Below are 24959 nucleotides of genomic sequence, written 5' to 3'. Positions count from 1 at the left end.
GTTTTGATTTCCCATCTTCGATACTTTTTAATGTATCGCTATTTCAGGACGTGACATTATATTGAAAAGGGTGGCACGGTTTGAAACTGTGCCACCCTTTTTTATGTATCACGATTTTTCAAATCGTTGCATTGTTTTAGCTTACGCAGACGATTTGAAAAATCGTGATACATTTATCTAAAACAACTTTATACACTTAAAAGTCAACCGATGATAAGGAGTCAAGCCATTTTGGAGAATAGCATTGCGATGATATGGAGTTGGATAACCCGCATTTTCATGCCAGCGATAAGAGGGGAATTCTAATCCTAATTGCTCCATTAAATCATCCCGATAGGTTTTAGCAAGAATCGAAGCCGCTGCTATCGATAGAAATTTCTCATCACCCTTTACGATACAAGTATGCGGGATAAGGGGGTAAGTCACAAATCGGTTACCGTCTACCAAAAGGTGTTCCGGCTGTATTGTCAAGGCTTCTACCGCCCGGTGCATAGCCAGAAAACTTGCCTTTGAGATGTTTATCTTATCTATTTCGGCCTCTGACGCCTCTGCTATTTCATAGGCCAAAGCATCTCTGATAATCTCATCTTTTAATCGATTCCGCTGTTTTTTTGTCAGTTGCTTCGAATCATTCAGCAACGAGTGCTTATAATCTTTTGGCAAAATGACTGCTGCAGCTACAACAGGCCCGGCAAGACAACCTCTGCCTGCTTCGTCAAGCCCTGCTTCTATTAGTCTTTCGTTGTAATACGACAAAAGATTTTTCTCTTTCATGCACTTGCTGTTTCTAAAGAATATTGTTCAGATTTCTGGATTTTACCAACCAGATAATAAAAGCGTGAGGTTAGTAACACGGCCGACATGGTTAAGCCTGCAAACAATCCTATCCATATACCGATAGCATCCTGTTTCAGAGTAAAGCCCAGAAAATAACCGAGTGGCAAAGCTACAACCCAATAGGCAAACATCGTTATCCAGGTTGGAATATTTACATCGGCGATTCCACGAAGAATACCCAAAGCAACTACCTGTATCCCATCTGACAACTGGAAAACCGCTGCTATCCACATCAATCTTACGGCTATTTCAATTACTTCAATATCTGAAATATATAGTTCTACCAGGAAACGCTTCAAAACAATAATCAATAACATCATTAATGTCATAAAAGCTATTACTAATAAAATTGCCACATTGCCAGAGGTTCTTATTTTAGAGATATTTTTTAGGCCTCTTCCCTCTCCTACTCTGATACCACCTGCTACGCCTAAACCTGCTGCCATCATATAAGTAGTAGATGCCACATTGATGGCAATCTGGTGAGCTGCCAACTGGTTTTCGCCTAGCCAGCCCATCATGACGACTGCTAATGAAAAAGCAGCTATCTCAAAAAAGAATTGTAAGCCACTCGGCACACCGATTTTAAAGATATATCTCACTAAGTCGCCTACAGGTAATGGGTTATGCTTTTTCTTCAGATATTTCTGAAAGGTCTTGGCTCTGAATAAATAAGTGAACATCGCAATCACCATCAGTATTCGGGTAATAAGTGTAGAAACTGCCGAACCATTCAGACCCATTTTCGGAAACCCTAAATACCCGTTAATCAATACTACATTAAAGATAAGATTGATAATAAGCGCAATTATGGTAATCATCATAGCCACATAAGTGCGCGAAAGACCATCAGATAATTGCTTGGAAGCAGCGAAAATAAATACAAATGTGCTTGATACGACAATAATCCCCATAAAGGTTGGAGCTTTCTGGTTGATTTCAGGAGATTGCTGAAAAATATCAAAGAAATAAATACAGATAAATCCGATGGCACCTAATATCAGGCTAAACCAAAGCGCCGCCCATAAACCCGCTCTGAAAAGTCGATTGACTTCAGGTACATTCCTCTCTGCTTTGGCTTTAGAGATTAATGGTGCCACTACGGCAAGCCCACCTATACCGATTGATGAAATGACAAAGGCAATAGAATTGGCAATGCCCGATACCCCCAGACCTATTTTGCCCAGATAATGCCCTACCATAATATTGTCGGTTACCCCCATCAGGATAGTACCTAGCTGAGCTACTACAATAGGTAAAGCCAGTGACAAAGTTTTACTCGTTTCTTCTTTGAAAGAAGCTGATAATAGATTTATTTTCATAGCCAATGAAGGAAATAATAAGTCTGAGATTTACCGGATTTGCGATTGTTGTACAATAGTCTTTAGCAGAAGGCTCAAAAGACAGGCATACTCTCTCAGGAATTAAAGTCAGTTGTGGGAAACTTAGCTCAGGCTTATATCTTAACTCATAAAAATAGTATTTCTACTAAAAGAACATTGACTTTCAGAAAAAGATTTAATCTTTGGTGAAAAAATTTCAGATTCGCCTAAAACGGTTTAGTAATTTCTATGCATAAAGATATAAAGTTTTGAATATCACCTATTTACAAAATGAGTTTAAAGAAGAAATAATAATTTAAGAAAAATATACAATTTCATTAAAAAAAATTTAAACCATAATATCCTCATTATCAACAATATACACCTTTTAATGAAATTTTAAATCTTCAAATCTCACAATTTTTATCTAGCTTTGCAATTTCATCATTTAAACAAGAGAAATAGTATGATTCTAATGGGCGTCATTTTTGCCTATTTGTTAGGGTCTATCCCTACGGCTGTTTGGTATGGTAAAATTTTTCATGGGGTTGATGTTCGCCAACATGGGAGTGGCAATGCAGGGGCAACCAATTCTTTACGTACTTTCGGTCGAAAAGCAGGCATTATCGTTCTTATTATCGACTTTCTCAAAGGCTTTCTCGCCGTTCTTTCCGCACAATTTTTGTTTCCAGATACCGATAACTATTTGCCTTTGATTATGGGTCTTGTAGCCGTAATCGGGCATCTGTATCCGGTATTTGCACAATTCAGAGGAGGTAAAGGGGTAGCAACCGCATTGGGGGTTATAGCTGCTTCTTTTCCGATGACTGTTATCATCTGTATGGTGGTTTTCTTTATCATTGTTTTTCTTACCAAATATGTCTCATTGGGCTCTATGCTTGGTGCCCTGGCATTTCCGATACAAATTGCTTTGAATGTCTGGAATGTCAATCCAACTCACGATGTCTATTATATTGCTTTTGGCACTGCCTTGTTCCTTATTCTGGTATTTACGCATCGTCACAACATTCAGCGTCTGATGAGCGGAACCGAAAATAAATTCGGCGCCAAAAAATAATTCCCTCTTTCTAAAATTGTATTCTCTCCTTCAATTACTTTACTTTGTAGTAAAGAAGCGATAACTTTTTGCGTTTTATTACCGAATAAGTCACACATTTACCCAATGCGCTTGGGTATCAATAAAACATATCTATGAGTACTTATATAGACCAGAACAAAGACCGTTTTCTAAACGAGTTGTTTGATTTTCTAAGAATTCCGTCTGTCAGTGCCGATTCTAAATTTCAGCCTGATATGATTCGTGCAGCTGAATATATTAAAGAAAAACTATTAGCCGCAGGGCTTGATACAGCCGAGATAGTGCCTACGGCGGGGCATCCGGTAGTATATGCCGAAAAAATCGTAGATGCTTCTTTACCTACTATTCTGGTATATGGGCACTATGATGTACAACCTGCTGATCCTTATGAACTATGGGACTCTCCGCCATTTGAGCCAACTATCAAAAAAACAAAAATACATCCTGAGGGAGCAATCTTTGCCCGTGGTTCTTGCGACGATAAGGGGCAGATTTATATGCACGTAAAAGCCATTGAAATGATGCTGGCCGATGGCAATTTACCTTGTAATGTAAAGATTATGTTTGAGGGAGAAGAAGAAGTGGGGTCTGAGCATTTAGGTACATTTGTGAAAGAAAACAAAGAGAAACTGAAAGCCGATGTGATTCTGATTTCAGATACTTCGATTATTGCTAATGATATTCCATCAGTAGAAACTGGTTTACGTGGTTTGACTTATATGGAAGTATCAGTCACAGGGCCGAATCGTGATTTACATTCAGGTGTATATGGTGGCGCAGTAGCTAATCCGGTAAATGTCCTTTGTGAGATGATTGCTTCTTTGCATGATGCTGATGGCAAGATAACAGTAAAAGGATTCTACGATAAAGTAATTGAACTAAGCCAGGAAGAAAGAGACGACTTAGAAGCTGCGCCATTTAGTGTAGAAGATTACAAAGAAGATTTAGATATAGCAGAAATAACAGGCGAAAAGGGGTATACTACCCGTGAGCGTGCTTCTATCCGCCCGACTTTAGATGTGAATGGTATCTGGGGAGGTTATACTGGCGAGGGCTCAAAGACTGTGTTACCATCGAAAGCTTTTGCTAAAATCTCGATGCGATTAGTGCCAGATCAGGACTGGGAAGAAATAGCCGAATTATTTGATGCGCATTTCAGAGCTATTGCTCCGCCAACAGTGAAAGTAACTGTTACCCGCCACCATGGTGGACAACCTTACGTAACGCCAACTGAATCGGCTGGTTATAAAGCAGCGATGTTGGCGATGGAAGAAGCCTATGGTAAGAAGCCTGTACCAACACGAGGTGGTGGGAGTATTCCGATTGTAGCTTTATTTGAAAAAGAATTAGGTTTAAAATCTATTTTGTTCGGCTTTGGCCTGGATTCTGATGCATTACATTCACCAAACGAGCATTATGGTTTAGTGAATTTCTTTAAGGGAATCGAAACTATTCCTTTATTCTATAAGCATTATGCCGAATTAATGAAATAAGCCATACGGATGGATACACAATCGAAACAAATCGTTTTTGAGGAACTACAACAGCTATTATACGACCGCGTAGTGGATAATGAAACGATTCGTAACGAGCATGGCGTTGGGTTCAGTTATCATGCCTGTACGCCGCCTGACTGGGTTGTGTATCCATCTTCTGTTGAAGAAATCTCCGAAATCGTCAGGATTTGTTCGGCTCACCAGATACCCATCATTCCATTTGGCGCAGGTACATCAGTTGAGGGACATATTTTAGCTGTAAAAGGAGGTGTTTGCATAGACCTCCGATTGATGAATCAGATTCTGGAAATCAATCATGCGGATATGTATGCGACTATTCAACCGGGTGTCACTCGTAATCAATTAGATGAAGCGCTTCAAGGGACAGGTTTCTTTTTTCCGATTGGTCCGGGTGTAAATGCTACACTGGGCGGCATGGCAAGTACTCGTGCCTCAGGTACAAATGCCGTGAGATATGGTACCATGAAAGAGAATGTGCTATCACTCAAAGTAGTATTGCCAGACGGACAAATCATCAAAACCGGAAGTAAGGCTAAAAAATCCTCTGCTGGTTATGACCTTACCCATCTTTTTGTTGGGGCAGAAGGCACTTTGGGTATCATTACCGAATTAACCCTCAAGCTTCATAGTTATCCTCAGGCCATTTACGCGGCCGTTTGTGCATTTCCCACAGTTGAGGCTGCTGTCAATACAACTATCCAAACGATTCAGCGAGGCATACCTATTGCCAAAATTGAACTGCTAGATGAGCAGATGATGCGGGCTATTAACCGTTATTCCTCATTAAATTATGCCGAAGTACCAACGCTTTTTTTAGAGTTTCATGGGTCGCAGGTAGAATTAGAAGAACAGGTTGCACAGGTAGAGGCTATTGCGCAGCGTTTTGGTGCGAAAGAATTTATCTGGGAAAAAGATGAAGCGGCTCGCATAAAACTATGGCGTGCCCGTACGGATGCCGCGCCTGCTTCTGTAGCTTATAAAAAAGACGGGCAATTGATGTCGACTGATGTTTGTGTACCGATTTCAAGATTAGCTAAATGTATTACTGAAACCCAATTGGACATTAAGGAAACGGGCATTTATGCACCGATTTTAGGGCACGTGGGCGATGGCAATTTCCACCTGACTATTGTGATTGACTCCAATAATCCTGAAGAACTTGAAAAAGCCAAAGTACTCAATAAAAGATTAGTAAAACGAGCTTTGGACATGGAAGGCACTTGTACAGGCGAGCATGGAATAGGTATTGGTAAACTTTCCTACATGACCTTAGAACATGGTGAAGCTGTAAACACCATGTGGGCAATCAAAAAAGCTCTCGACCCTTTGAATATTATGAATCCGGGCAAATTATTACCCGCGACTGATTAAATTTGCTTATCCGGTCTCCCCTTCGCAAAGTTTATTGCGGTTGAATTCGTAATAAATAAATTTTATTATAAACTTTGCAAATGTTTCATTGACGCCCCTCATACCTATGAAAACTTTTCTTTGCGCTCTGCTATGTGTTCAGATTTGTTTCGCTCAAACACCCAATTTTGTACCTCAAACGATTGACAATCAGGTAAGTATTGGCTACGGCTTAGCTATCGGAGATGTGGATGGAGATAAAAAGCCTGATATATTGATGGCCGACCAGAAACAATTTGTCTGGTACAGGAATGGCGACTGGAAAAGGTTTGTAATGATTGAGAATCTGACGGCTCGCGACAATGTTTGTATTGCCGCAAGAGACATAGATGGAGATGGCAAAGTAGAAGTTGCCGTTGGTGCTAACTGGAATCCGGGAGAAACGAATGACCTGACTAAATCAGGTTCGGTACATTACCTGATTCGCCCTGCTGACCCTACACAGAAATGGGAAGCAGTTGAGTTGCATCACGAAGTAACTATTCATCGCATGAAGTGGGTAAAGACTAAAAACACCTATCAATTGGTAGTGGTTCCGCTACATGGTCTGGGTAATAAAAATGGTGAAGGGGTCGGAGTAAAGATCTGGGGATATCATCTTCCTAAAAACCCTAAAACAGAGTGGAAGCGAAGCTTAATTGATTCGACTATGCACCTGACACATAATTTTGAGATAAAAGAAGATAAAAATACTACCCTGCTCACTATCGGCGGAAAAGAGGGTTTACGCACCTATCAATACACCGATAAATGGGAGAAATTGGACAAAGCATATGAAAATATGCAGATAGGAGAAGTAAAATATACAGAAGTGGGCAAAAATGGCTATTTTGCAACCGTTCAGCCCATGCATGGGAATAAATTGGTTTGGGTAAGTGCGACAAAAGAACCTGTTGTGCTCAACGAAAATCTGAATCAGGGGCATGCGCTTGCTTTAGCTGATTTTCTGAAAATAGGCAGACCACAAATAGCGGTAGGCTGGCGAGAACCGAATAAGGATAAAAAGGTGGGCATTAAATTCTATATACCAGACGCAACGCTTGCACAATGGAGTGAGTATACATTAGACGATAATACGATGGCTTGCGAAGATATGCAAAGTGCTGATTTGGATGGTGATGGAAAGATAGATTTAATTGCCGCAGGCAGAGCCTCTAAAAACCTGATTATTTACTGGAATCGCTAAATGTTTGCGGTATACCGTCTGTACGATTTGAAAAATCGTGATACATAAGAAAAACAAAACTACTATAAAAACATACTATGTCTCTTGGCTTAGAAAAACTGGCAACCGAATCTACTTCGCATTATGATCATCTTGAAAAGATGTCGGTGCATGAATTATTAGTAAATATCAATAATGAAGATAAGACAGTGCCCCATGCTGTCGAAAAGTGTATTCCTCAGATTGAAGCTTTAGTAAGCCAGATAGTACCCCGCATGAAAGCCGGTGGTAGAATTTTTTATATTGGTGCAGGTACGAGTGGGCGTTTAGGGATTGTTGATGCCTCGGAGTGTCCTCCGACCTTTGGTGTACCTCATGGAATGGTGGTGGGCATTATGGCAGGTGGCGACAAAGCTATCAGAAAAGCCGTTGAAAATGCCGAAGACGATATTGAACAAGCCTGGATAGATTTAGAAAAATATAAAATCAACGAAAAAGATACATTGATTGGCATTGCCGCTTCTGGTCGTACGCCATATGTAGTAGGTGGTTTAAGAACTGCCCGCCAGAAAGGTATTCTGACGGGTTGTGTGGTGTGTAATACAGGCAGCGCCATAGCCGCGGAAGCCGAGTATCCGGTTGAAGCTGTAGTTGGACCAGAGTTTGTGACAGGTAGTACCCGTATGAAAGCAGGCACTGCCCAGAAACTGGTATTGAACATGATTTCTACCTCAGTGATGATTCAACTAGGACGCGTAAGAGGCAACAAAATGGTAGATATGCAGTTGACCAACCTAAAACTGGTTGAAAGAGCTACCCGAATGGTGATGAACGAACTGAAAATCCCTCATGATGAAGCTCATGCGCTGGTCATTCAATATGGTAGTGTTAGAAATGCGATTGATAATTATAAAAATTGAGCGGCCGCCGCTGCGGTGAATGAGTGATTTAGTGATTAATTTCTCTCGATTACTTAATACAACAATCACTCATTCACTAACTCACTAAATCACCATGTGGGATTGGTTTTCGATAGATTGGCTTACTCCTCAAACCCTGCGTTCGTTCGTTTGGGCTGATAGACTCTATCTATATGCCATAGCCGGAATCCCCTTTTTATTTTTGCTTCGCTGGTTGTTTTATAACAGAGGCCAGCAGAAATTAGGTTTATCTTTGAGTAATCCTCAATTACAAACCCGTCTGGTGAGTTATCTGCGTTTCCTTCCTCCTTTGTTTTTTATTCTGGGTATTACCTGTGTGCTACTTTCATTAGCTCGCCCGCAGCGGGTAAAAGAAAGCAAAGAGCAGTTTTCGGAAGGCATAGACATTATGCTGGCGATGGATATTTCAGAGTCGATGCTAGAAAAAGACCTGAATCCGAATCGATTGGATGCCGCTAAGAATGTGGCTCGAGAATTCATCAAAGGACGTTTTCAGGATCGCATCGGTTTAGTGATTTTTGCGGCAGATTCTTATTCTATCTGTCCACTCACGACAGACTATGATATGTTGAATGAGTATCTGGATGAAATCAATAGTGGCATGATACAGACTTCCGGTACGGCTATTGGTAGCGCCTTGGCTACTTGCATCAACCGTCTGCGAGATGTGCCGGGCAATAGTAAAGTAGCCATTATCTTAAGTGATGGAGACAATACAGCCGGAACGCTTGACCCATCTACAGCTGCCGATTTAGCCAAATCATTCGGTATCAAAGTGTATACGATTCTGGTAGGAAAAAACAGCCAGAATGTAAAAGTGGATGAATCTACACTCAAGCAAATCTCTCAGCAAGGCAACGGGCAATTTTTCAGAGCCACCGATAACCAGACACTCAAAAACATCTTCGAGCAAATCAACCGTCTGGAAAAAGTAAGAATCAAAGACAGTGTCTACCGCGACGTAGAAGATTTTTACTATATCTACCTCAACTGGGCAGTAGCCTTCCTATTAGTAGCCTTCTTCTTTAAAAATACTTTTGTTGGGAATATTTTGGAGGATTGAGGGGGGGTAAATATTTTTTATATTCATGTATTACCTACAAAATCCCTAGTTCTTCAGAAATATCTTTTGTTAATTTGGATAAAACTCTTTTTTCTAAATCTTCATCTTGAACATAATTTGATAAAGCCATTCTTTGAACTTCTCCTAAACTCTTAAAAAGAGTTCCTTCATATTGATTAAATAGGTTCTCTAGATAAGTATCCTCATATAATATAGATCTTTGTAGAATTTCCTTTACATAATCTTTATGCTCATTATAGATTATATTAAGTTTAAAAACTGTAATATTTCGTTTTACTTTTTCTTTTTTTTCTAAATCTAATGTAGATAAATTTAGACATATTTCGAAGCTATTTTCTATTCCATAGAATATATCTATTCCACTTTTGGGATTCAGTAGAATTGTAAATCTTACATCATTTTCAAACCCTTCCGTATAAGGGTGTATATGAGTGTCAATATCAAATTTCTCATCCTTTTTGAAATTCGAATTACAAATATGACAAGACGGTATGAGATTGTAGAAAGATAACGCTAAATAAGGATAATCTTTTTGGCAATAAAAATGATCAAAATCAGGACGAACTCCTTTATTACCTTTATTAATGGTAAAAGTATATTGGCGATTACAGTATGGACATACATTAACTTTTAACCTTTCAGCTAATAAATAAGCATTATACTTCCTTTTCTTATCTATGAATCTATCATAATCAAAAATTTTTTTTATCGAACTATTGTCATAAGCTGGAAAATTCTGTATAATATCTTTTAATTCTTTAGGTTTTCCTTTAATTATTTGCTCTAAATTTGTTTTAATGTATTTATATAGTTGACCTACCTTATTATTAAGATTCGCTTTTATATAAGGTTCTATTTTTTCATAATGTTCTTGAGCAAGATTTTCAAGATTTCTTCCCTTTATTTGAATCATTAGTTCTAGTTCTTTTTAATTCTGCTATCTCCTTTTCTAATTCTCTAATTTTACCATTAATATTTAAATTTATTTTATCAGTAAATAATTGCATTAATTTCTTTCTTATCAATGGCTCACCAATAGCATTAATTATTTTTCTAATTTCTACTTCCCTTATTTCATTAATTGATTTTTCTGACAGCAAATCTTCTATAACTTCATTAATTTTTTTCTTAGCAAAATCACCTATTAATCCATTATTTATAAAGAAACTATCTGCAAATAAAGTATGAATATTTGATGCAAATGTTGGCTTCCTATCATGAAGAGGATTCTTTTCAACTATACAATTGTTGTTACCATCCTTTGAAAGAAATATAATATGAGAGAGAGGTAAATCTGAAATAATAAAGGGAGAATGTGTCGCTAAAATTAACTGAATACTTTCTATTGTAGTCTCTTGAAATATAATAGGCAAAGTTTCAATAATGGTATTCAAATATTTTTTTTGCCATTGAGGATGCATACCTATCTCCCCTTCATCTATAATTAAAATAATATGATTTATTTTCCTAATTCCCCATTTTGAAGTACTCATAGCTTCTATATTAAAAATGGACGAATAGATTCTAGAGAATTGAGAAATAAAAGCTCTTTCACCAGAACTAACTTTTCTCCATTCAAAATTTAGAAACCCCATGCTATCAATTCTATCGCTCCAAATAACGTCTTTATAATTATAAAAAAAAGTCTCTAAATATAATTTAAAATGCTCTTTTTGAGAAATATCTAAACTAAAGGCACAATTATTCGGGAAATCAAAATCTGCATAACTATTAAAAAAATAATCTTTCTTATTATAATCTGAAAGACATTTAATAGTATTTCCTTTCATTAATTTAACAATTGATCTTGCCATTTTGCCTACCTTCTGCCAGCCCTTAATTTCATCTTCATGTTTTAACCCTATATAAACCTCATTAATATGATATTGGATAATTCTATTCTCAAAATAAGGATAAAACCATTTATTTATTGGTAATTCAATCCAATTAACCTCCCAATTAATAAATGACCCTAATACATCTGGCTCTGAATTCGCAGGGTATGTATTCAAGAAATTTAAAAAGATTGACCACAATAGTTGAAATTCTGTCATATCTTGAATTCGCAAATCCTTTTCAATTGAATTTTCACTATTAGCTATTCTTTTTTCTAATTTTTTAAATTCTTGAAAATAAACTTTAAGAATATTTTGTAGTGTTCTGGCCTCTATTTCAGCATAATCATTTATATTTTCAATTACTCTTTCTTGGTCTATATTTTCTTCTATATTTAATTCACTTAACCATTCTGGAAAATTTTCTGAAATTGATTCTATTACAGCTTTCAGGTTTTTAATTTCATCTCTCAATGAAAACGAAATAGTCAATTCCTCAGGTACCTCAAATGGTAATTTAGATTTAAAACCTGCAAAAAGAAATTCCGCTTGAATAAAAGTTTCATATAGTTGATATTTATATAAAATATGAGTTTCTTCGTGGGGAGCTACAAAATAATTATGGGCTAGTATCCAATCTGTTGATATATCATGCATTTCAAAAGTATCAGCAATATATTTATCATAAAATGAGTGATAATTCCGAACTAAATTTATACTAGCTTCATAATTATACGCATAATTCAAAAACATTACATCTTTAAATAAATCACTTGATCTATTTCCTCCTTTTTTTTTGCGAATAACTAAATCACTTTTTATCGCTATACTCTTAAAGTTATCTTTCTGAAAAATTAATAAAATCTCATTTCTATACTTTACTATATAAAATCCTAAATCTTTAAATTTTAATATACTGCTTTTCCCAACACCATTTTCTCCAATAATTGCTGTTATATTTGAAAATTTATCACCGAAAAAATTGTCAATATAATTCTCATTTATATCAATTCTTAATTCTTTGCTTGATATATCAAATACTATTTCATATTCAGCACTAAAATTGAATCCCTGCTGATGAATATTAATATAATTATCTATCCAAGCATAAAGAAGTTGCATTAGCTTATAACTTTAAAATTTTCAGAATATTGATTAACTAGAACAGTAAACTAATAAATCTACTTCTTCCTACTACCCTTGTTTCCTAAAATACCTCTAATTGTCTTTTCATAAGCATCTGCATATTTCATCATGCCTATATCTGTCGGATGAGTACCGTCTACAGTTGAAGATGAGTCGAAGCCTATTTCTTTGGCGGTGAGTAGATAGATATTTTTTACTCCCTCCTTTTTCATAGCTACATAGGTTTTATTTAAAACATCACTCGTCCATCTGAATCTGTTAATAACTGAACTATCAATTTCTACTTCCTGAACCCCGTCACAGTGTTCGACTAATAAAATCGGTGTATCAGGGTGCTTCGCTTGCAGACTTTTAACCGATGTACGGATACGATTCTGTATATCTGCTTCAGGATAGGTCTTTTTATCAACCAGGTTGGGCTGACAATCTAATACAAAAAGCCTGGCATTGGTTTCATTCATCAGATCAATAACAGGCTGCTCTAATTTTCCATTGCCTGAAAAGCCTAGATTAATTATAGGTACGTTCAATTTTCTACCCAAAATATTTGTCCATGCCAATCCTGGTCTGCTGGCACAGGCTCCCTGCATAATTGAAGTACCATATAAAACCAATGGTTGCTCATTACTAACTTGTATTGGCTTAAATGTTTTGTTATTACCTACGCCTATCTGCATCCATTTAGGGATATTGTATAGTGGCAAATATAACCTGAACTCTTTGATAGGTACAGTACCTACTACATTGGTAAACTTATACTGCACCGTATCGCCAAAGCTATAGGCTCCTCTTACCCATTGCCAATTATTATTCATATCTAAAGCATATAAATCAACCCCGCTTACCCCTGTGGCAGGCATATGATCCAAACTTTTGGCTTTTGAAATCTGGTAACGAACTGTAATTTCAGTAGCATCGGTAGTAAATCTGATGTACTCTCCTGCGGTATTTTGCCCCAAAGACCAGACTGCTTGTCTAACCGTTTTTTCTGCTTTGGCGGGCAGCCGGTCGTAAGGTCTTACTAAATCTGTCTGCCAGGCTCTCCCTTCAATCACAGGGAAAGTAGCCTCTGCAGGATTCCACCATTTTTGCTGCGCAAATGAGGGTATGGATATTAATATCAATAAGAAATAGAAATAACGATGGGTTTTCATATTGAGTGATTGAGTGAGTTAGTGATTAATTAATCTCATTTAAAAGACCCTTAGCTTTGGCTACTGTTTCTTCTGCGGTTTCTGTGGCTAAGTCTTTGATTTCAAATGTTTTTAAGGCGGCTTCCAGTTTGTTTAGCTGAGCTGTCTGTTGTTTGCTTTGGTACTCTTTGCGAAGCAATCGTATTTTCTCAAAATCCTGTATGCCCTCTATGATTTTCTCAAAACGGACAGACGATAAAGCGCCCGGATATACCTGATAAGTATCTCCGGCAGGCCATGCTGTAAAGCGGCTGTCAGTTGATGGCGATTTAGGCCAGCTATTATAGGCCCAACGCAAATAGCCATCCATTCCGGTGGCAGCTGTGTACCAACCCATCCACACCATTTCATCGGGCGGAGAGAATGTAAAGGCATTCGGATATTTTTCTGCGCAACAGGTATACCACGTACTTAACTTATTTTGTTGTTTACGTTTTTGTAGAACATCTTCCGGGTACTTCCATCTAGAAGCTACACAATAATCATAAATATCGTTTTCAATTTCAGCATGGTAATCTCCGGCTAAAGACACTTTCCAATTTGGGTCAATGGTTTTCAGGAGTTTAATGACCGCTTGCATGGCAGGCATCGGGCGCTCGTCCATCGCGATGGTCGTGATACCGAACCAACCTTTATCCTTTAGGTGCCTGGTAAAATCTGTCAGCATAGTAGCCCAGAACTCATTGTAAGCAGGTGTGCCGATGGCCTGAGTGAAAACGGCTTCTTTTCCTGCGGCTTCGTCATTATAAGTGAAAGCAATTTTCCACGGCACCATGCTGTAGCAATTAATCTGCTTGTTAATACCGCAACTCATCACAAAAGCTACGTATTTATCAAACAACGAATAATCATACGTCCATGAGCCATCTTTCTTTTTTGTCCATTTGATCAGGCTTGGAAAATCGTCATACGTCTGGTGTCCCCAGGGTTCGTTTACAATACTGGTGGTAACGATTTTCTGTCCTGCATCGGCCAGCATGGTGTAGTACTTTCGCATCATGGCAAAATGCGCATCACTCCAGGGCTCTAGTTTATGCACGCGTGCAATCGCAAATGGATGTTGCCAGAAGTCTAGTCTATATGTCCATTCAGCTGGTGGAGGTAAGGTTTTATCAACCACTGTAAGCGCAACTTTCAATGAGTGTTTTTTATTGGCATTAAGCGTTATGGTACCCGAATAAATTCCGGGAGCTGTATTAGCAGGCACTTTCACGCTCACCCATACCGGTTGAGTTGTGTTCTTTTGTACCTGCATGCTTTTTATATCTACATTGATAATATCTGCTACTTTCGACGAATCAAAATCATTTGGTTTACGGTAACCGCAACCATTTCTGAACTCGTCTGTCATCACATATTGCAAAAAGCCTGTGCTGATATTATCCTTTTTTATGAGGTCACCTTTAGTATTTTTCAAATCACTTATCTCAACCGTAACATTATTCAGGTTGGTTTTGCTCCACACCAATATTTGGGTATTTACTTTTTCTCCTTTCCATGCGCTGGCAGTCCAGGTATCGTTTTGCTTAGTTTCTGGGGGTAATTCCTGAGCGAAGCGTTTGCTGCTATTGGCAAAGCTCACCTGGGCGTTGCTGGCAACTTTACTCCATTGCGCAGCTACTTGTGCAGGATTGGTGTCAGGCTTTTTTTGTAGGGCAAGGCTTACATCTTGTGCCATTACTATTTGTGTGAACAGGCAACAAGCGATTACTACTAATTTTTTCATTCGTGTGTTTTATAGGTTTTGTCCTTTCTGAATAGATGGTTAAATTTCATTTCAAATTAAGTAAAAATATTGTAGAGTTTGTAATACTTTACTACTGAAAGAGCATTGATCATCGCTTAGAGAATAACACAACAGTACGATTATACTAAAAACCTCTCCAAACACTTTGAAAAGACAATCGTTAGTCGGAAATTTAGGGAGCGCCAGTCTTGGATACAATCCAGATAATAACTAGTGCCTATTATGAGCATATTTAAATCAATAAAAAATTGCACGACTTGTTTTTGAACACTGAAAACAGGCTCTTGCCGACAGGTGATTTCGGAGTCTGTGAAAATACCAGCCACTCAAAGGGGATCAGAAAAGGTAGACGCTACGGTGACTACCTTTTTGCTCTGAGGTAGTACTAGGTACGAAGGCGTAGCTATTCCGACGACGTACCATTTCATTAGCTGACATTTTAACATGTTAAATAAGTTCAAGTATAAACGTATACTAAACCGTACAAAAATATTTATCTTTACTCAACCTTGAACATTCAACTATGAAAAAACTCACCGCCCTCCTTGTACTGATAGCACTTATCAGTTCATTTAATTTTAAAGAAATTTCGTGGGTTGCTATCGGCGACTCAATCACCTATCTGAACGACCATCAGAAAGAAACCGGAGATCGGGTGACCAAAGGCTATATGACCTTGGTTACTGAAAAACTCACCAATATTAAATATATCAATCAAGGGCATAATGGCTGGACTTCGGGAGGAATCGCTAATGGTATTGAAAAACTAGGGTTGACTAAAGCAGATGTATATTCTATTTTTCTGGGCACCAATGACTGGTGGCAAGGAAGGCCTTTAGGGCAATTGACTGATTATAAAAATAATACAGGTAATAATACAGTCTATGGTTCTTTCAGAATTATTGTCGATAAACTCCGTAGTCTTAACCCGACGGCACCGATTATTCTGATTACGCCTATGCAACGAGTTGATTTTGTATATATAGCCAATTTTAAGAATAATGCTTATGGCTCATATAAGCCAAATAAGAGCGGACAAACACTTGAATCATTTGCCTATGCTATTGACTCGATTGGTAAATTTGAGAAATTTCCGGTGGTTGATCTGTACCATACCAAAGGTCTGGAGATGGAGCATCTGGTTAAATTCAAACGCCTGAAAGACCCACAAACAGGTAACTACAAAAACTATACTTTCCCTGATTTTATCAATATCCCTTTCAATCCTGAAACGGATGAATATCCTTATCCGGTAGAGTCTATTGCTAAAACTTATGATGGCTTGCATCCTTCTGATGAAGGTTATGAATTAATAGCCAAACCCCTGATAAAGATAATGAAGAAATACTGATAAATTATTAGCCAAATACCTGCATTTTACTAAAAATAGTCTTTAGAAAACAAAATGCAGTATAGTTATTAGGATACCTATTCAACCCTAAAATCCAGAGCCACAATGGCATCAAAAAAATCGTATTTGAGTTATGTTCTTATTCTGGCGACATTATTTTTTATCTTTGGATTTATCTCGTGGTCGAATGCGATTCTGATTCCTTACTTCAAAATTGCGTTTCAGCTTACCAGTTTCAAAGCCTATCTGGTGGCTTTTGCGTTCTATATTTCTTATCTGGTTATTTCGCTGCCCTCCTCAATATTGTTGAATAAGTTTGGTTATAAAAAGAGTATTGTCACTGGGCTTTGGGTAATGGCGCTTGGGGCTTTGATTTTTATTCCGGCAGCCATGCAGAAAAGTTATGGGCTTTTTCTTACAGGTTTGTTTACGCTTGGCACTGGTTTATCTATTCTGCAAACGGCGTCGAATCCTTATATTACGATTATTGGCCCGCTCGAAAGTGCGGCACAGCGAATCAGCATTATGGGCATCTGCAATAAAGGTGCGGGTATTATAGCCCCGCTTATCCTCTCTTTTATTATTCTGAAACCCACCGATATTAAAGTCATTGAAAATCTGAGTATTGAGAATCAAATGGCAAGGCAAGAGTTGTTAAGCCATTTACTGGATAGAGTCATATTGCCTTACGGAGTAATAGCCTTTGCCTTATTCTTGCTAGGTACTTTAATTTATTTCTCGTCACTGCCTGAAATCGAACATGAAAAAGATGAGAAAGCAGGGAATCAATCAATTTTATCATATCCTAGCCTGATATTAGGGGCGATAGCCATATTTTTTCATGTCGGCACACAGGTAATTGCTGTAGATACCATCATTAATTATGGTGTTTTTCAGGGGCTTTCGCTCAATGTAGCCAAAGTTTTTCCTTCTTATGTGCTGAGCATGACCATTACGGGTTATATCACGGGTATTATCCTGATTCCCAGATTTGTTAACCAGCATACTACCTTGAAAATCTGTACCATTCTCGGCTTACTATTCAGTATTGCCATTATTTTTACGAGCGGAAAAGTAGCTTTTCTGGGCGTTTCGACGGATGTTTCCATCTGGTTTATCGTATTGCTAGGTTTGGCTAATTCGCTTATCTGGGCAGGCATCTGGCCACTGGCACTTAAAGGGCTGGGGAATCTTACAAAAATTGGTTCTTCACTCATGATTATGGGACTTAGTGGAAACGCTATTATGCCTTTAATTTATGGACACTTTGCAGATATTTCAAGCCCACAAAAAGCTTACTGGATTTTAATACCTTGCTTTTTATATCTGATTTTCTATACATTTTACGGTTATAGTCTTAAAAACTGGAAAAATAAGTAAACATCTATTGACAACAACCTTAACAGGCTTCTCAAACAAGCCGAACACATGAACAAAATGAAAAATAATAGAAGAGACTTTTTAAAAATGGGCGGCGCTTCAGCTCTTACACTCGCTGCAAACTGGGAGGCGCAAGCATCAGAACTAAATAAGGGTACAGCTAAAGCATCCTTTAATATGTCTGGCTATGCGGCTCCTAAAATCGATACCGTGAGAATTGGTTTTATTGGTGTGGGCAATAGAGGAAGTGGCTCGGTAATGAGAGTTAACCGGGTTGAGGGAGTAGAAACCAAAGCTATCTGCGACAAACGAGAAGTGAAAGCCCGTGAATCAGCAGCTAAGCTAGAAAAAATGGGGATAAAAGTTGACCTCTATTATGAAAATGAGGATTCGTGGAAAAAAATGTGTGATAGACCAGATATTGATCTGGTTTATATTGCTACGCCCTGGCATTTACATACGCCAATGGCTGTGTATGCCATGAAACAAGGCAAACACGTGGCAATAGAAGTACCTGCGGCTGTAACGCTGGAAGAGTGCTGGCAATTGGTTGAAACATCAGAAGCAACCAAAAAGCATTGCATGATGCTTGAAAATACGTGCTATGATTTCTTTGAATTATTGACGCTCAATATGGCACGTCAGGGATATTTCGGAGAGATTATACATGTAGAGGGCGCTTATTTGCATGATTTGAGAAATCAACTGATGACAGATGGTAGTTATTCAGACAACTGGCGTTTGAAAGAAAACCTACGCAATGGCTGTTTGTATCCAACGCATGGACTCGGGCCTGTGGGTCAGGTATTGAATCTGAATCGTGGAGATAGAATGGATTATCTGGTTGCTGTGCAATCGAATGATTTTACACTCCATGATATTGCAGTAGAACAAGCCAAGACCAACAACTATTATCAGCAATTTGCCGATAAGAAATTGAGAGGAAATATGGATGTAACGACCATCCGAACAATGAAAGGAAAAACCATCATGATTCAGCACGATGTATCGACTCCTCGCCCCTACTCGCGTATTCATCTGGTGAGTGGTACCAATGGTATTGCGCTCAAATATCCTGAACCCGGAAGAATCTCAGACCACAAACACGAATGGGTAAATGAAGAGACGATGGCTAAACTACAGGAACAATATACTCCGCCTATCGTGAAAAAAATAGGCGAAATGGCTAAGCAGGTGGGCGGCCACGGCGGTATGGACTTTATGATGGACTGGCGCCTGATTGATTGTTTACGCAATGGTATTCCACTCGATCAGGATGTGTATGATGCAGCGCTTTGGAGTTCAGTGGCTCCTTTGAGTGAGGCTTCGGTTAAAAACAGGTCAAAATCAATTGATGTACCTGATTTTACAAGAGGCAACTGGAAAACAAATGAGCCTGTAGACATCACGATGTCGAAAGGAGGAAATACGGGCATAAGAAAATTCAATTAATCAGCGATGGAGATAATAGTTAGCGAAAACAACCTGGAATTAGGAGAGAAAGCGGGGAAAAGTGCGGCAAAAAAAATTAAGAAAACAATTGCTGAAAACGGGCAGGTCAATATCATTTTAGCAACCGGAAGCAGTCAGTTTGAGACAATTTCAAACCTATTAAAAGATAGTGATATTGACTGGTCTAAAGTAAATATGTTTCATCTGGATGAATATATCGGTCTTTCAGATAGCCATCAGGCGAGTTTCAGAAAATACTTACAAGAAAGGTTCATTATACAAGTACCTGCATTAATGAGCTATACACTGATTAATGGTGAGGGCGATATTGATGAAGAATTAAAACGACTTAGCGAAAAAATCAGTCAACATCCAATTGATGTAGCTTTGGTAGGTATCGGAGAAAACGGACACCTGGCTTTTAATGACCCTCCTGCCGATTTTGAAACCGAGCAGGCTTATATTGTGGTTGATTTAGACCTGGCTTGTCGCCAGCAACAACTCGGGGAAGGATGGTTTAATAGTCTGGATGAAGTGCCACAAAAGGCCATTAGTATGTCTGTTAAACAAATCATGTTATCTAAAAGTATTGTTTGCTCTGTGCCTGACCAAAGAAAAGCAGAGGCAGTTAAGAATACAATTAAGCAAGCGAGAAGCCCTTTGTTTCCGGCAAGTATTCTTCAGAATCATCCCGATTGTGAATTGTATTTAGACGTTGATTCAGCAAGCCTACTTTAGGATTATATCTGATAAAGTGTGAGTATGAGATTTACCAAAATAGTGAATGCACAGGTAATTACACCCCATGAAATCCTTGAAAACGCTACTCTTGTAGTGAAAGACGGGAAAATTGATGGGGTGTTTACCAATACTGTTGACATTGAAGAAGCACATACCATTGATGCAGAAGGTAACTTTGTATCGCCGGGTTTCATTGATATTCATCTACACGGTGGAGGTGGTTATGACTTTATGGATAATACTATAAAAGCATTTCAGCAAATTGCTATTACGCATGCCCGATATGGTACTACTGCAATGATACCCACTACTCTCACTTCTACCAAAGAGAATCTCATAAAAACGCTTGAAACCTACGAGCTAACCACGAAGACTCAATATAAAGGGGCTTGCTTTTTGGGTGTTCATATAGAAGGACCTTATTTTGCTATGAGCCAACGAGGGGCACAAGACCCCAAATATATACGCTTACCAGATGCTGGTGAATACAATGAAATTCTCAACCGATTTCCGTTTATTACCCGTTGGAGTGCCGCACCTGAACTACCCGGTGCGATTGAATTCGGGAAAGCCCTGACAAAGAATCATATTATCGCTGCCATAGCTCATACAGAAGCTTTATATGCCGATGTTATTAAAGCGCAGGAAGTGGGTTATTCCTTAATGACACATCTATATTCTGGCATGGTAGGCGTAACCAGAAAAGAAGGTTTCCGCTATGCAGGTACGGTTGAAAGTGCTTTCTTGATAGACGATATGGACGTAGAAGTAATAGCCGATTTAAAACATCTGCCAGCAGAACTACTTCGGTTGGTTTATAAAATTAAAGGCTCAGACCGTATGGCGCTTATTACTGATGCTATGCGCGCAGCCGGAACAAATGTAAGTACAAGCAAACTGGGGAGTCTGGAAGATGGGCTTGATGTAATAGTAGAAGATGGTGTAGCCAAACTACCCGACAGGCTTTCATTTGCAGGAAGTGTAGCCACTACCGATAGGCTTTTGAAAAATCTTGTTGAAAGCGTAGGTGTATCAATCATGGAAGCAATAAAAATGCTCACAGTTACACCCGCCAGAATCATGAAAGTACAAAACTCCAAAGGGAAAATAGAAAAAGGCTTCGACGCTGATTTAGTAATTTTTGATAAGGATTTTGAAATCAGAAGTACTATTGTTGGTGGGGATATTGTCTATCAAAAAACTTTAGAAGAGTAAGTATCTTCTTATTACAATTTAAATAAATAACTGCTAGATTTCTATTAATTTAAAGAATACAACCTCAAAACAAACTGCAAACTAGAACTCCAAAATTTTGTATTATGCCAAGCCATGTATTTACTAAACTGCTAATTAAATCTGCCTATTTTACTGCCGGAATGTTATTGATTTGGATATGCCTCAATACGTTTTTGTCTGCTCATATCTGGGATGGTATGAGCATTAGTAAATCGGCATTAACTGTTGAGTATTGTGAGTTTAATGATATAACCCGGTTTTTTCATCAACGGATGAATACTTATTCCAATCTATCTTACTTCTTTTTTGGAGTTCTGATTATACAAATTGCTTGGGAGGATTATAAAAATCAATATAAAAAACCGCTGAACAGGATGGAGCAATTCCCATTGTTATCTGTACTAATGGGAATCTGCTTTATCTATCTTAGCTTTGGGAGTGCTTTTTTCCATGCTTCTCTTACATATGCAGGACAAAGAGTAGATATGAATGGTACTTATGGCATTTCTATTACTTTATTGAGCATTGGTTTTTATCATATTTTCTATAAAATACGTTTATCCACGAATGCTAAATACCTTTGGGCGGGCTTGTTGATACTGTTTATTCTGGCATTCTTTAAAATTGCGTTATTGGTTTCGAGTTCGATTTTGTTGCCTGCCATGATTTTACTATTAACCGTCATGAATGTAATTAACTATTTTCAACTTCGGAAAGAGCGTTCCATTCTTTTAGTAATTCTGAGTTTTGTATTAATCGTCGTTGCCCTTAAAATACGAACCTTAGATGTCCAGAAAGTAAGTTGTGACCCTTACTCACTCTATCAAGGACATGCCTTATGGCATTTCTTAACTGCTTTAAGCAGTTTTTGTAGTTATGCTTTTTTCAGATTTGGGAAATTAGTATTAAGCAGAAAAACAGAGATATAATTGATTTGAGGCTTTTTAAAACAAAAGTATTCAATACAATGAAGAAACTTTGCATAAAATAGGAATCAGTAAATGATCAAGCCTAAAAGTTGAGGAGTAGTTAGAAAAGGGGGCTAATTTGCGAAGAAACACTTAATTGAATAAGAGAGAAAATTGATTTGTTTTTGGGGGAAAATAAAAAGGCAGCCACATTTAATGTAACTGCCTGATTTTTTGAGTAGCGGGAACAGTGCTACAACCTGCTTAATGCATTCTCTTTCTAACTATTTGATTATCATATATAACTTACTGATTTTAAGATAGTTAAACTCTCTCTCATACCCTCTCTATTAAACTACATTAAAATAAATACTGTATTCATTAAGAAAAACGCTTAACCAATGCTTAACCATCTTTATTATGATTATATTTGTAGTGTCGAGTTACAAGTATTATTCATTCTAAAAAACATTAAACAATGGCTAAGGCGTTTTACTTTCTTCGCAAAGCTACTGAAAAGAAGCCACAACTTATTTATGTAGGATTAAGGATTGGTAAGGGAAATTTATATGTCTCAACTGGTATAAAGATTTTGCCTAAACATTGGGATTTTAAAAAGAGTGAAGTAAAGCAGGTCGCATTACCTGAAATTAGTTTACCGCCAAATATCTTACAAAAGAAGAATGATTCTGACATTATCAGTTTTGTTAATAACTACCTGCATGAACTTTCAGAATTTGTCAATAGTAATGCTAATTTAGAAAAAGAGGATTTAAAGCTAGAAATTGAAAATTACCTTAATGGAAAAGATGAAATTGAGCAATTTGCATATGACCTTAATTCATTCATAAACGGCATTATAATCAAAGCTCGTAGTAAAAAGAAAAAACTATCTAAAGAGGATTTAATTAATCAAATAGAGGCTTTTATTCGCCCTCCTGCAAAGGGAATTACTTTATTTAATTATATAGAAATCTTTATTAAAGACTCTGAGACAGGCAGACGTTTAATTGATGGGGGTAATGTTAATGAAAGAACTATAAAACGTTATCGCACTACTCAAAGCATTTTAAAAGACTTCGCTAAATTATATAAACGTACTATTGATTTTAGTACAATAGATATAGACTTCTACAAAGATTTTAATTCTTATATGGCAAAGGTGAAAGATTATGCACCTGCCACAATGGGAAAACACGTTTCGACCTTAAAGACGTTTTTACGTGAAGCTACTGAAAATGGGATTAATACAAATTTGAAATTTCAATCAAAAGCTTTTAAAGTAGTAGAAACTGAATCTGAGAGTATTGCACTAAGCGAAAAGGAATTAAAAGAATTATACTTACTTGATTTATCAAAGAATATAAGGTTAGATAAGGTCAGAGATTTATTTATTATTGGAGCTAATACAGGTTTACGTTTTTCAGACTTTACCGATATAAAGCCAGATAATATTAAAAAAGATGGAAAAGACTTTGTAGTAGATATTATTCAATATAAGACAAAAAACCAGGTTATTGTTCCATTAAATAAGATTGCATTAGAAATTCTGAAAAAGTATAATAATCAATTACCTCCTGCCATTACCAATCAAAAATTTAACGAATATATTAAAGAAATAGCTCAGATGGTAGAAATCTTGCATGACCCCCAAACAAGAGCTATAACAAAGGGAGGGAAACAATTTGAGGAAACAGTACCCAAATGGCAATTAGTGTCAAGCCATACCGCTCGCAGGTCATTTGCTACTAATGCTTATGAAAGAGGGACACCACCAATATCACTAATGCAGATAACCGGACATAAAACCGAAAAAAGTTTCCTTAAATATATAAAGACATCTAAGAAAAAACACTCTGATATTGTTAGAAAGCATTTGTAATAATATAAATCTATCAATTCTAATTAAATGGAAATTACAAAAAATTTAGACTCATTTGAGTATGAACTCAGGTCTATTGAGTTAGATAGTATTGAAAAATTTGACCCTAGTTATAATATGATTAGTAAATTCATATATGCAAGTAAGTATGATAAAGAGCATAATCTTTACCTTGAATTTATTGCCAAATTCGAGAATAATATACCTCTATATCCTTTTAAGTTAGACCCAGATGCAGATACTTATAAAAATGATTTGGTATATCTAAGTTTAAATGTTTATAATGAATTTTTGTTAATGAATATTGAACTTCAAAAAGGAGTTCTAAGACGCCTTGATGCTTTAAGAGGTTTTTTATTTAAAGCAAAGGAAAAGATGTTTAAGTATGGTTATATGAGTGATTCAGAGTTTTATTCTCTCGATTTTTTTAATGATTTATATGCTTCGTTTATTAGAGTTAAAAACGGAATTAATTGGAGAGATTATTTAATTGAAAAAGAAATTGCAGATATTATTTTAAACGCAATTTTTGATAGAATTGGAGTTTTGGATGAACTAATAGATGTGACTAATATTTATTACAGTAATGAAATCGACAATTTGAAAAAACCTATTAGTCCAAAAATTATAGATAATATAAAAAGACCTCCTGCAACAGGTTAAACGCATTAAAATTTGAATAGTAAAAATGAATAAAGACCTTTGCTAAATGC

Annotated in this window: 20 protein-coding genes; 14 read left to right on the top strand and 6 right to left on the bottom strand. The window is 37.2% G+C overall.

The annotated features are described in order from the left end of the window. Positions 1–177: 177 nt before the first annotated feature. Positions 178–774 (bottom strand): ribonuclease HII, encoded by a 597-nt coding sequence (locus ACYVFA_RS15475; RefSeq protein WP_460472749.1) that lies wholly within the window; start codon positions 772–774, stop codon positions 178–180. Continuing rightward, positions 771–2159 carry an MATE family efflux transporter gene (locus ACYVFA_RS15470; RefSeq protein ID WP_460472748.1) on the bottom strand — a complete coding sequence of 463 codons (1389 nt, stop codon included), beginning with the start codon at positions 2157–2159 and terminating at the stop codon, positions 771–773. The genes ACYVFA_RS15475 and ACYVFA_RS15470 overlap by 4 nt, the downstream gene beginning before the upstream one ends. Positions 2160–2625: 466 nt before the next feature. Between ACYVFA_RS15470 and plsY the strand changes: the two genes are divergently transcribed. The 6 genes from plsY (at position 2626) to ACYVFA_RS15440 (ending at position 9354) form a co-directional block, all read left to right on the top strand. Further along, positions 2626–3237, top strand: coding sequence for a glycerol-3-phosphate 1-O-acyltransferase PlsY (gene plsY, locus ACYVFA_RS15465; protein WP_460472747.1), 612 nt, complete (start codon positions 2626–2628; stop codon positions 3235–3237). Between the two features lie 134 nt (positions 3238–3371). After that, positions 3372–4751, top strand: a complete 1380-nt coding sequence (locus ACYVFA_RS15460; protein ID WP_460472746.1) for a M20 family dipeptidase — start codon at positions 3372–3374, stop codon at positions 4749–4751. Between the two features lie 9 nt (positions 4752–4760). After that, positions 4761–6146, top strand: coding sequence for an FAD-binding oxidoreductase (locus ACYVFA_RS15455; RefSeq protein ID WP_460472745.1), 1386 nt, complete (start codon positions 4761–4763; stop codon positions 6144–6146). A 106-nt stretch (positions 6147–6252) separates the two neighbouring features. Then, positions 6253–7371 carry an FG-GAP-like repeat-containing protein gene (locus tag ACYVFA_RS15450; protein WP_460472744.1) on the top strand — a complete coding sequence of 373 codons (1119 nt, stop codon included), beginning with the start codon at positions 6253–6255 and terminating at the stop codon, positions 7369–7371. A 77-nt stretch (positions 7372–7448) separates the two neighbouring features. Continuing rightward, entirely contained in the window at positions 7449–8270 is an 822-nt protein-coding gene (gene murQ, locus ACYVFA_RS15445; protein WP_460472743.1) for an N-acetylmuramic acid 6-phosphate etherase, read from the top strand. 94 nt (positions 8271–8364) lie between these two features. After that, the gene (locus ACYVFA_RS15440) at positions 8365–9354 is read left to right on the top strand and encodes a vWA domain-containing protein (protein ID WP_460472742.1); all 990 of its coding nucleotides are present in this window, start codon (positions 8365–8367) and stop codon (positions 9352–9354) included. 34 nt (positions 9355–9388) lie between these two features. On the opposite strand, the gene ACYVFA_RS15435 is transcribed toward ACYVFA_RS15440, so the two are convergent. Genes ACYVFA_RS15435 through ACYVFA_RS15420 form a run of 4 tightly spaced genes read right to left on the bottom strand, consistent with a single transcriptional unit; the run spans position 9389 to position 15275 of the window. Continuing rightward, on the bottom strand, positions 9389–10288 hold the full coding sequence (locus tag ACYVFA_RS15435) for a hypothetical protein (RefSeq protein WP_460472741.1): 900 nt from the start codon (positions 10286–10288) through the stop codon (positions 9389–9391). Beyond that, positions 10260–12332 carry an AAA family ATPase gene (locus ACYVFA_RS15430; protein ID WP_460472740.1) on the bottom strand — a complete coding sequence of 691 codons (2073 nt, stop codon included), beginning with the start codon at positions 12330–12332 and terminating at the stop codon, positions 10260–10262. The genes ACYVFA_RS15435 and ACYVFA_RS15430 overlap by 29 nt, the downstream gene beginning before the upstream one ends. Positions 12333–12391: 59 nt before the next feature. After that, positions 12392–13510, bottom strand: a complete 1119-nt coding sequence (locus ACYVFA_RS15425; protein ID WP_460472739.1) for an SGNH/GDSL hydrolase family protein — start codon at positions 13508–13510, stop codon at positions 12392–12394. A 25-nt stretch (positions 13511–13535) separates the two neighbouring features. Further along, on the bottom strand, positions 13536–15275 hold the full coding sequence (locus tag ACYVFA_RS15420) for a DUF4091 domain-containing protein (RefSeq protein WP_460472738.1): 1740 nt from the start codon (positions 15273–15275) through the stop codon (positions 13536–13538). Between the two features lie 544 nt (positions 15276–15819). Here ACYVFA_RS15420 and ACYVFA_RS15415 point away from each other — a divergent pair. From ACYVFA_RS15415 to ACYVFA_RS15380, 8 genes are all read left to right on the top strand, one after another. Then, positions 15820–16647 carry an SGNH/GDSL hydrolase family protein gene (locus tag ACYVFA_RS15415; protein WP_460472737.1) on the top strand — a complete coding sequence of 276 codons (828 nt, stop codon included), beginning with the start codon at positions 15820–15822 and terminating at the stop codon, positions 16645–16647. Positions 16648–16752: 105 nt separating this feature from the next. Further along, the gene (locus tag ACYVFA_RS15410) at positions 16753–18027 is read left to right on the top strand and encodes a sugar MFS transporter (protein ID WP_460472736.1); all 1275 of its coding nucleotides are present in this window, start codon (positions 16753–16755) and stop codon (positions 18025–18027) included. Positions 18028–18084: 57 nt separating this feature from the next. Next, positions 18085–19479: a Gfo/Idh/MocA family protein gene (locus ACYVFA_RS15405; protein ID WP_460472735.1), complete on the top strand. Its 1395-nt coding sequence runs from the start codon at positions 18085–18087 to the stop codon at positions 19477–19479. Positions 19480–19485: 6 nt separating this feature from the next. Next, positions 19486–20217, top strand: coding sequence for a glucosamine-6-phosphate deaminase (locus ACYVFA_RS15400; protein ID WP_460472734.1), 732 nt, complete (start codon positions 19486–19488; stop codon positions 20215–20217). 24 nt (positions 20218–20241) lie between these two features. Continuing rightward, positions 20242–21435 (top strand): N-acetylglucosamine-6-phosphate deacetylase, encoded by a 1194-nt coding sequence (nagA, locus tag ACYVFA_RS15395; RefSeq protein WP_460472733.1) that lies wholly within the window; start codon positions 20242–20244, stop codon positions 21433–21435. 104 nt (positions 21436–21539) lie between these two features. Further along, entirely contained in the window at positions 21540–22385 is an 846-nt protein-coding gene (locus tag ACYVFA_RS15390) for a ceramidase domain-containing protein (RefSeq protein ID WP_460472732.1), read from the top strand. A gap of 457 nt (positions 22386–22842) precedes the next feature. Then, the gene (locus ACYVFA_RS15385; RefSeq protein WP_460472731.1) at positions 22843–24246 is read left to right on the top strand and encodes a site-specific integrase; all 1404 of its coding nucleotides are present in this window, start codon (positions 22843–22845) and stop codon (positions 24244–24246) included. Positions 24247–24273: 27 nt separating this feature from the next. Next, on the top strand, positions 24274–24909 hold the full coding sequence (locus ACYVFA_RS15380; RefSeq protein WP_460472730.1) for a hypothetical protein: 636 nt from the start codon (positions 24274–24276) through the stop codon (positions 24907–24909). Positions 24910–24959 lie beyond the last annotated feature (50 nt).

It is taken from the genome of Emticicia fontis (assembly GCF_054779675.1).
This window is presented reverse-complemented; position numbering and strand designations above follow the sequence as displayed.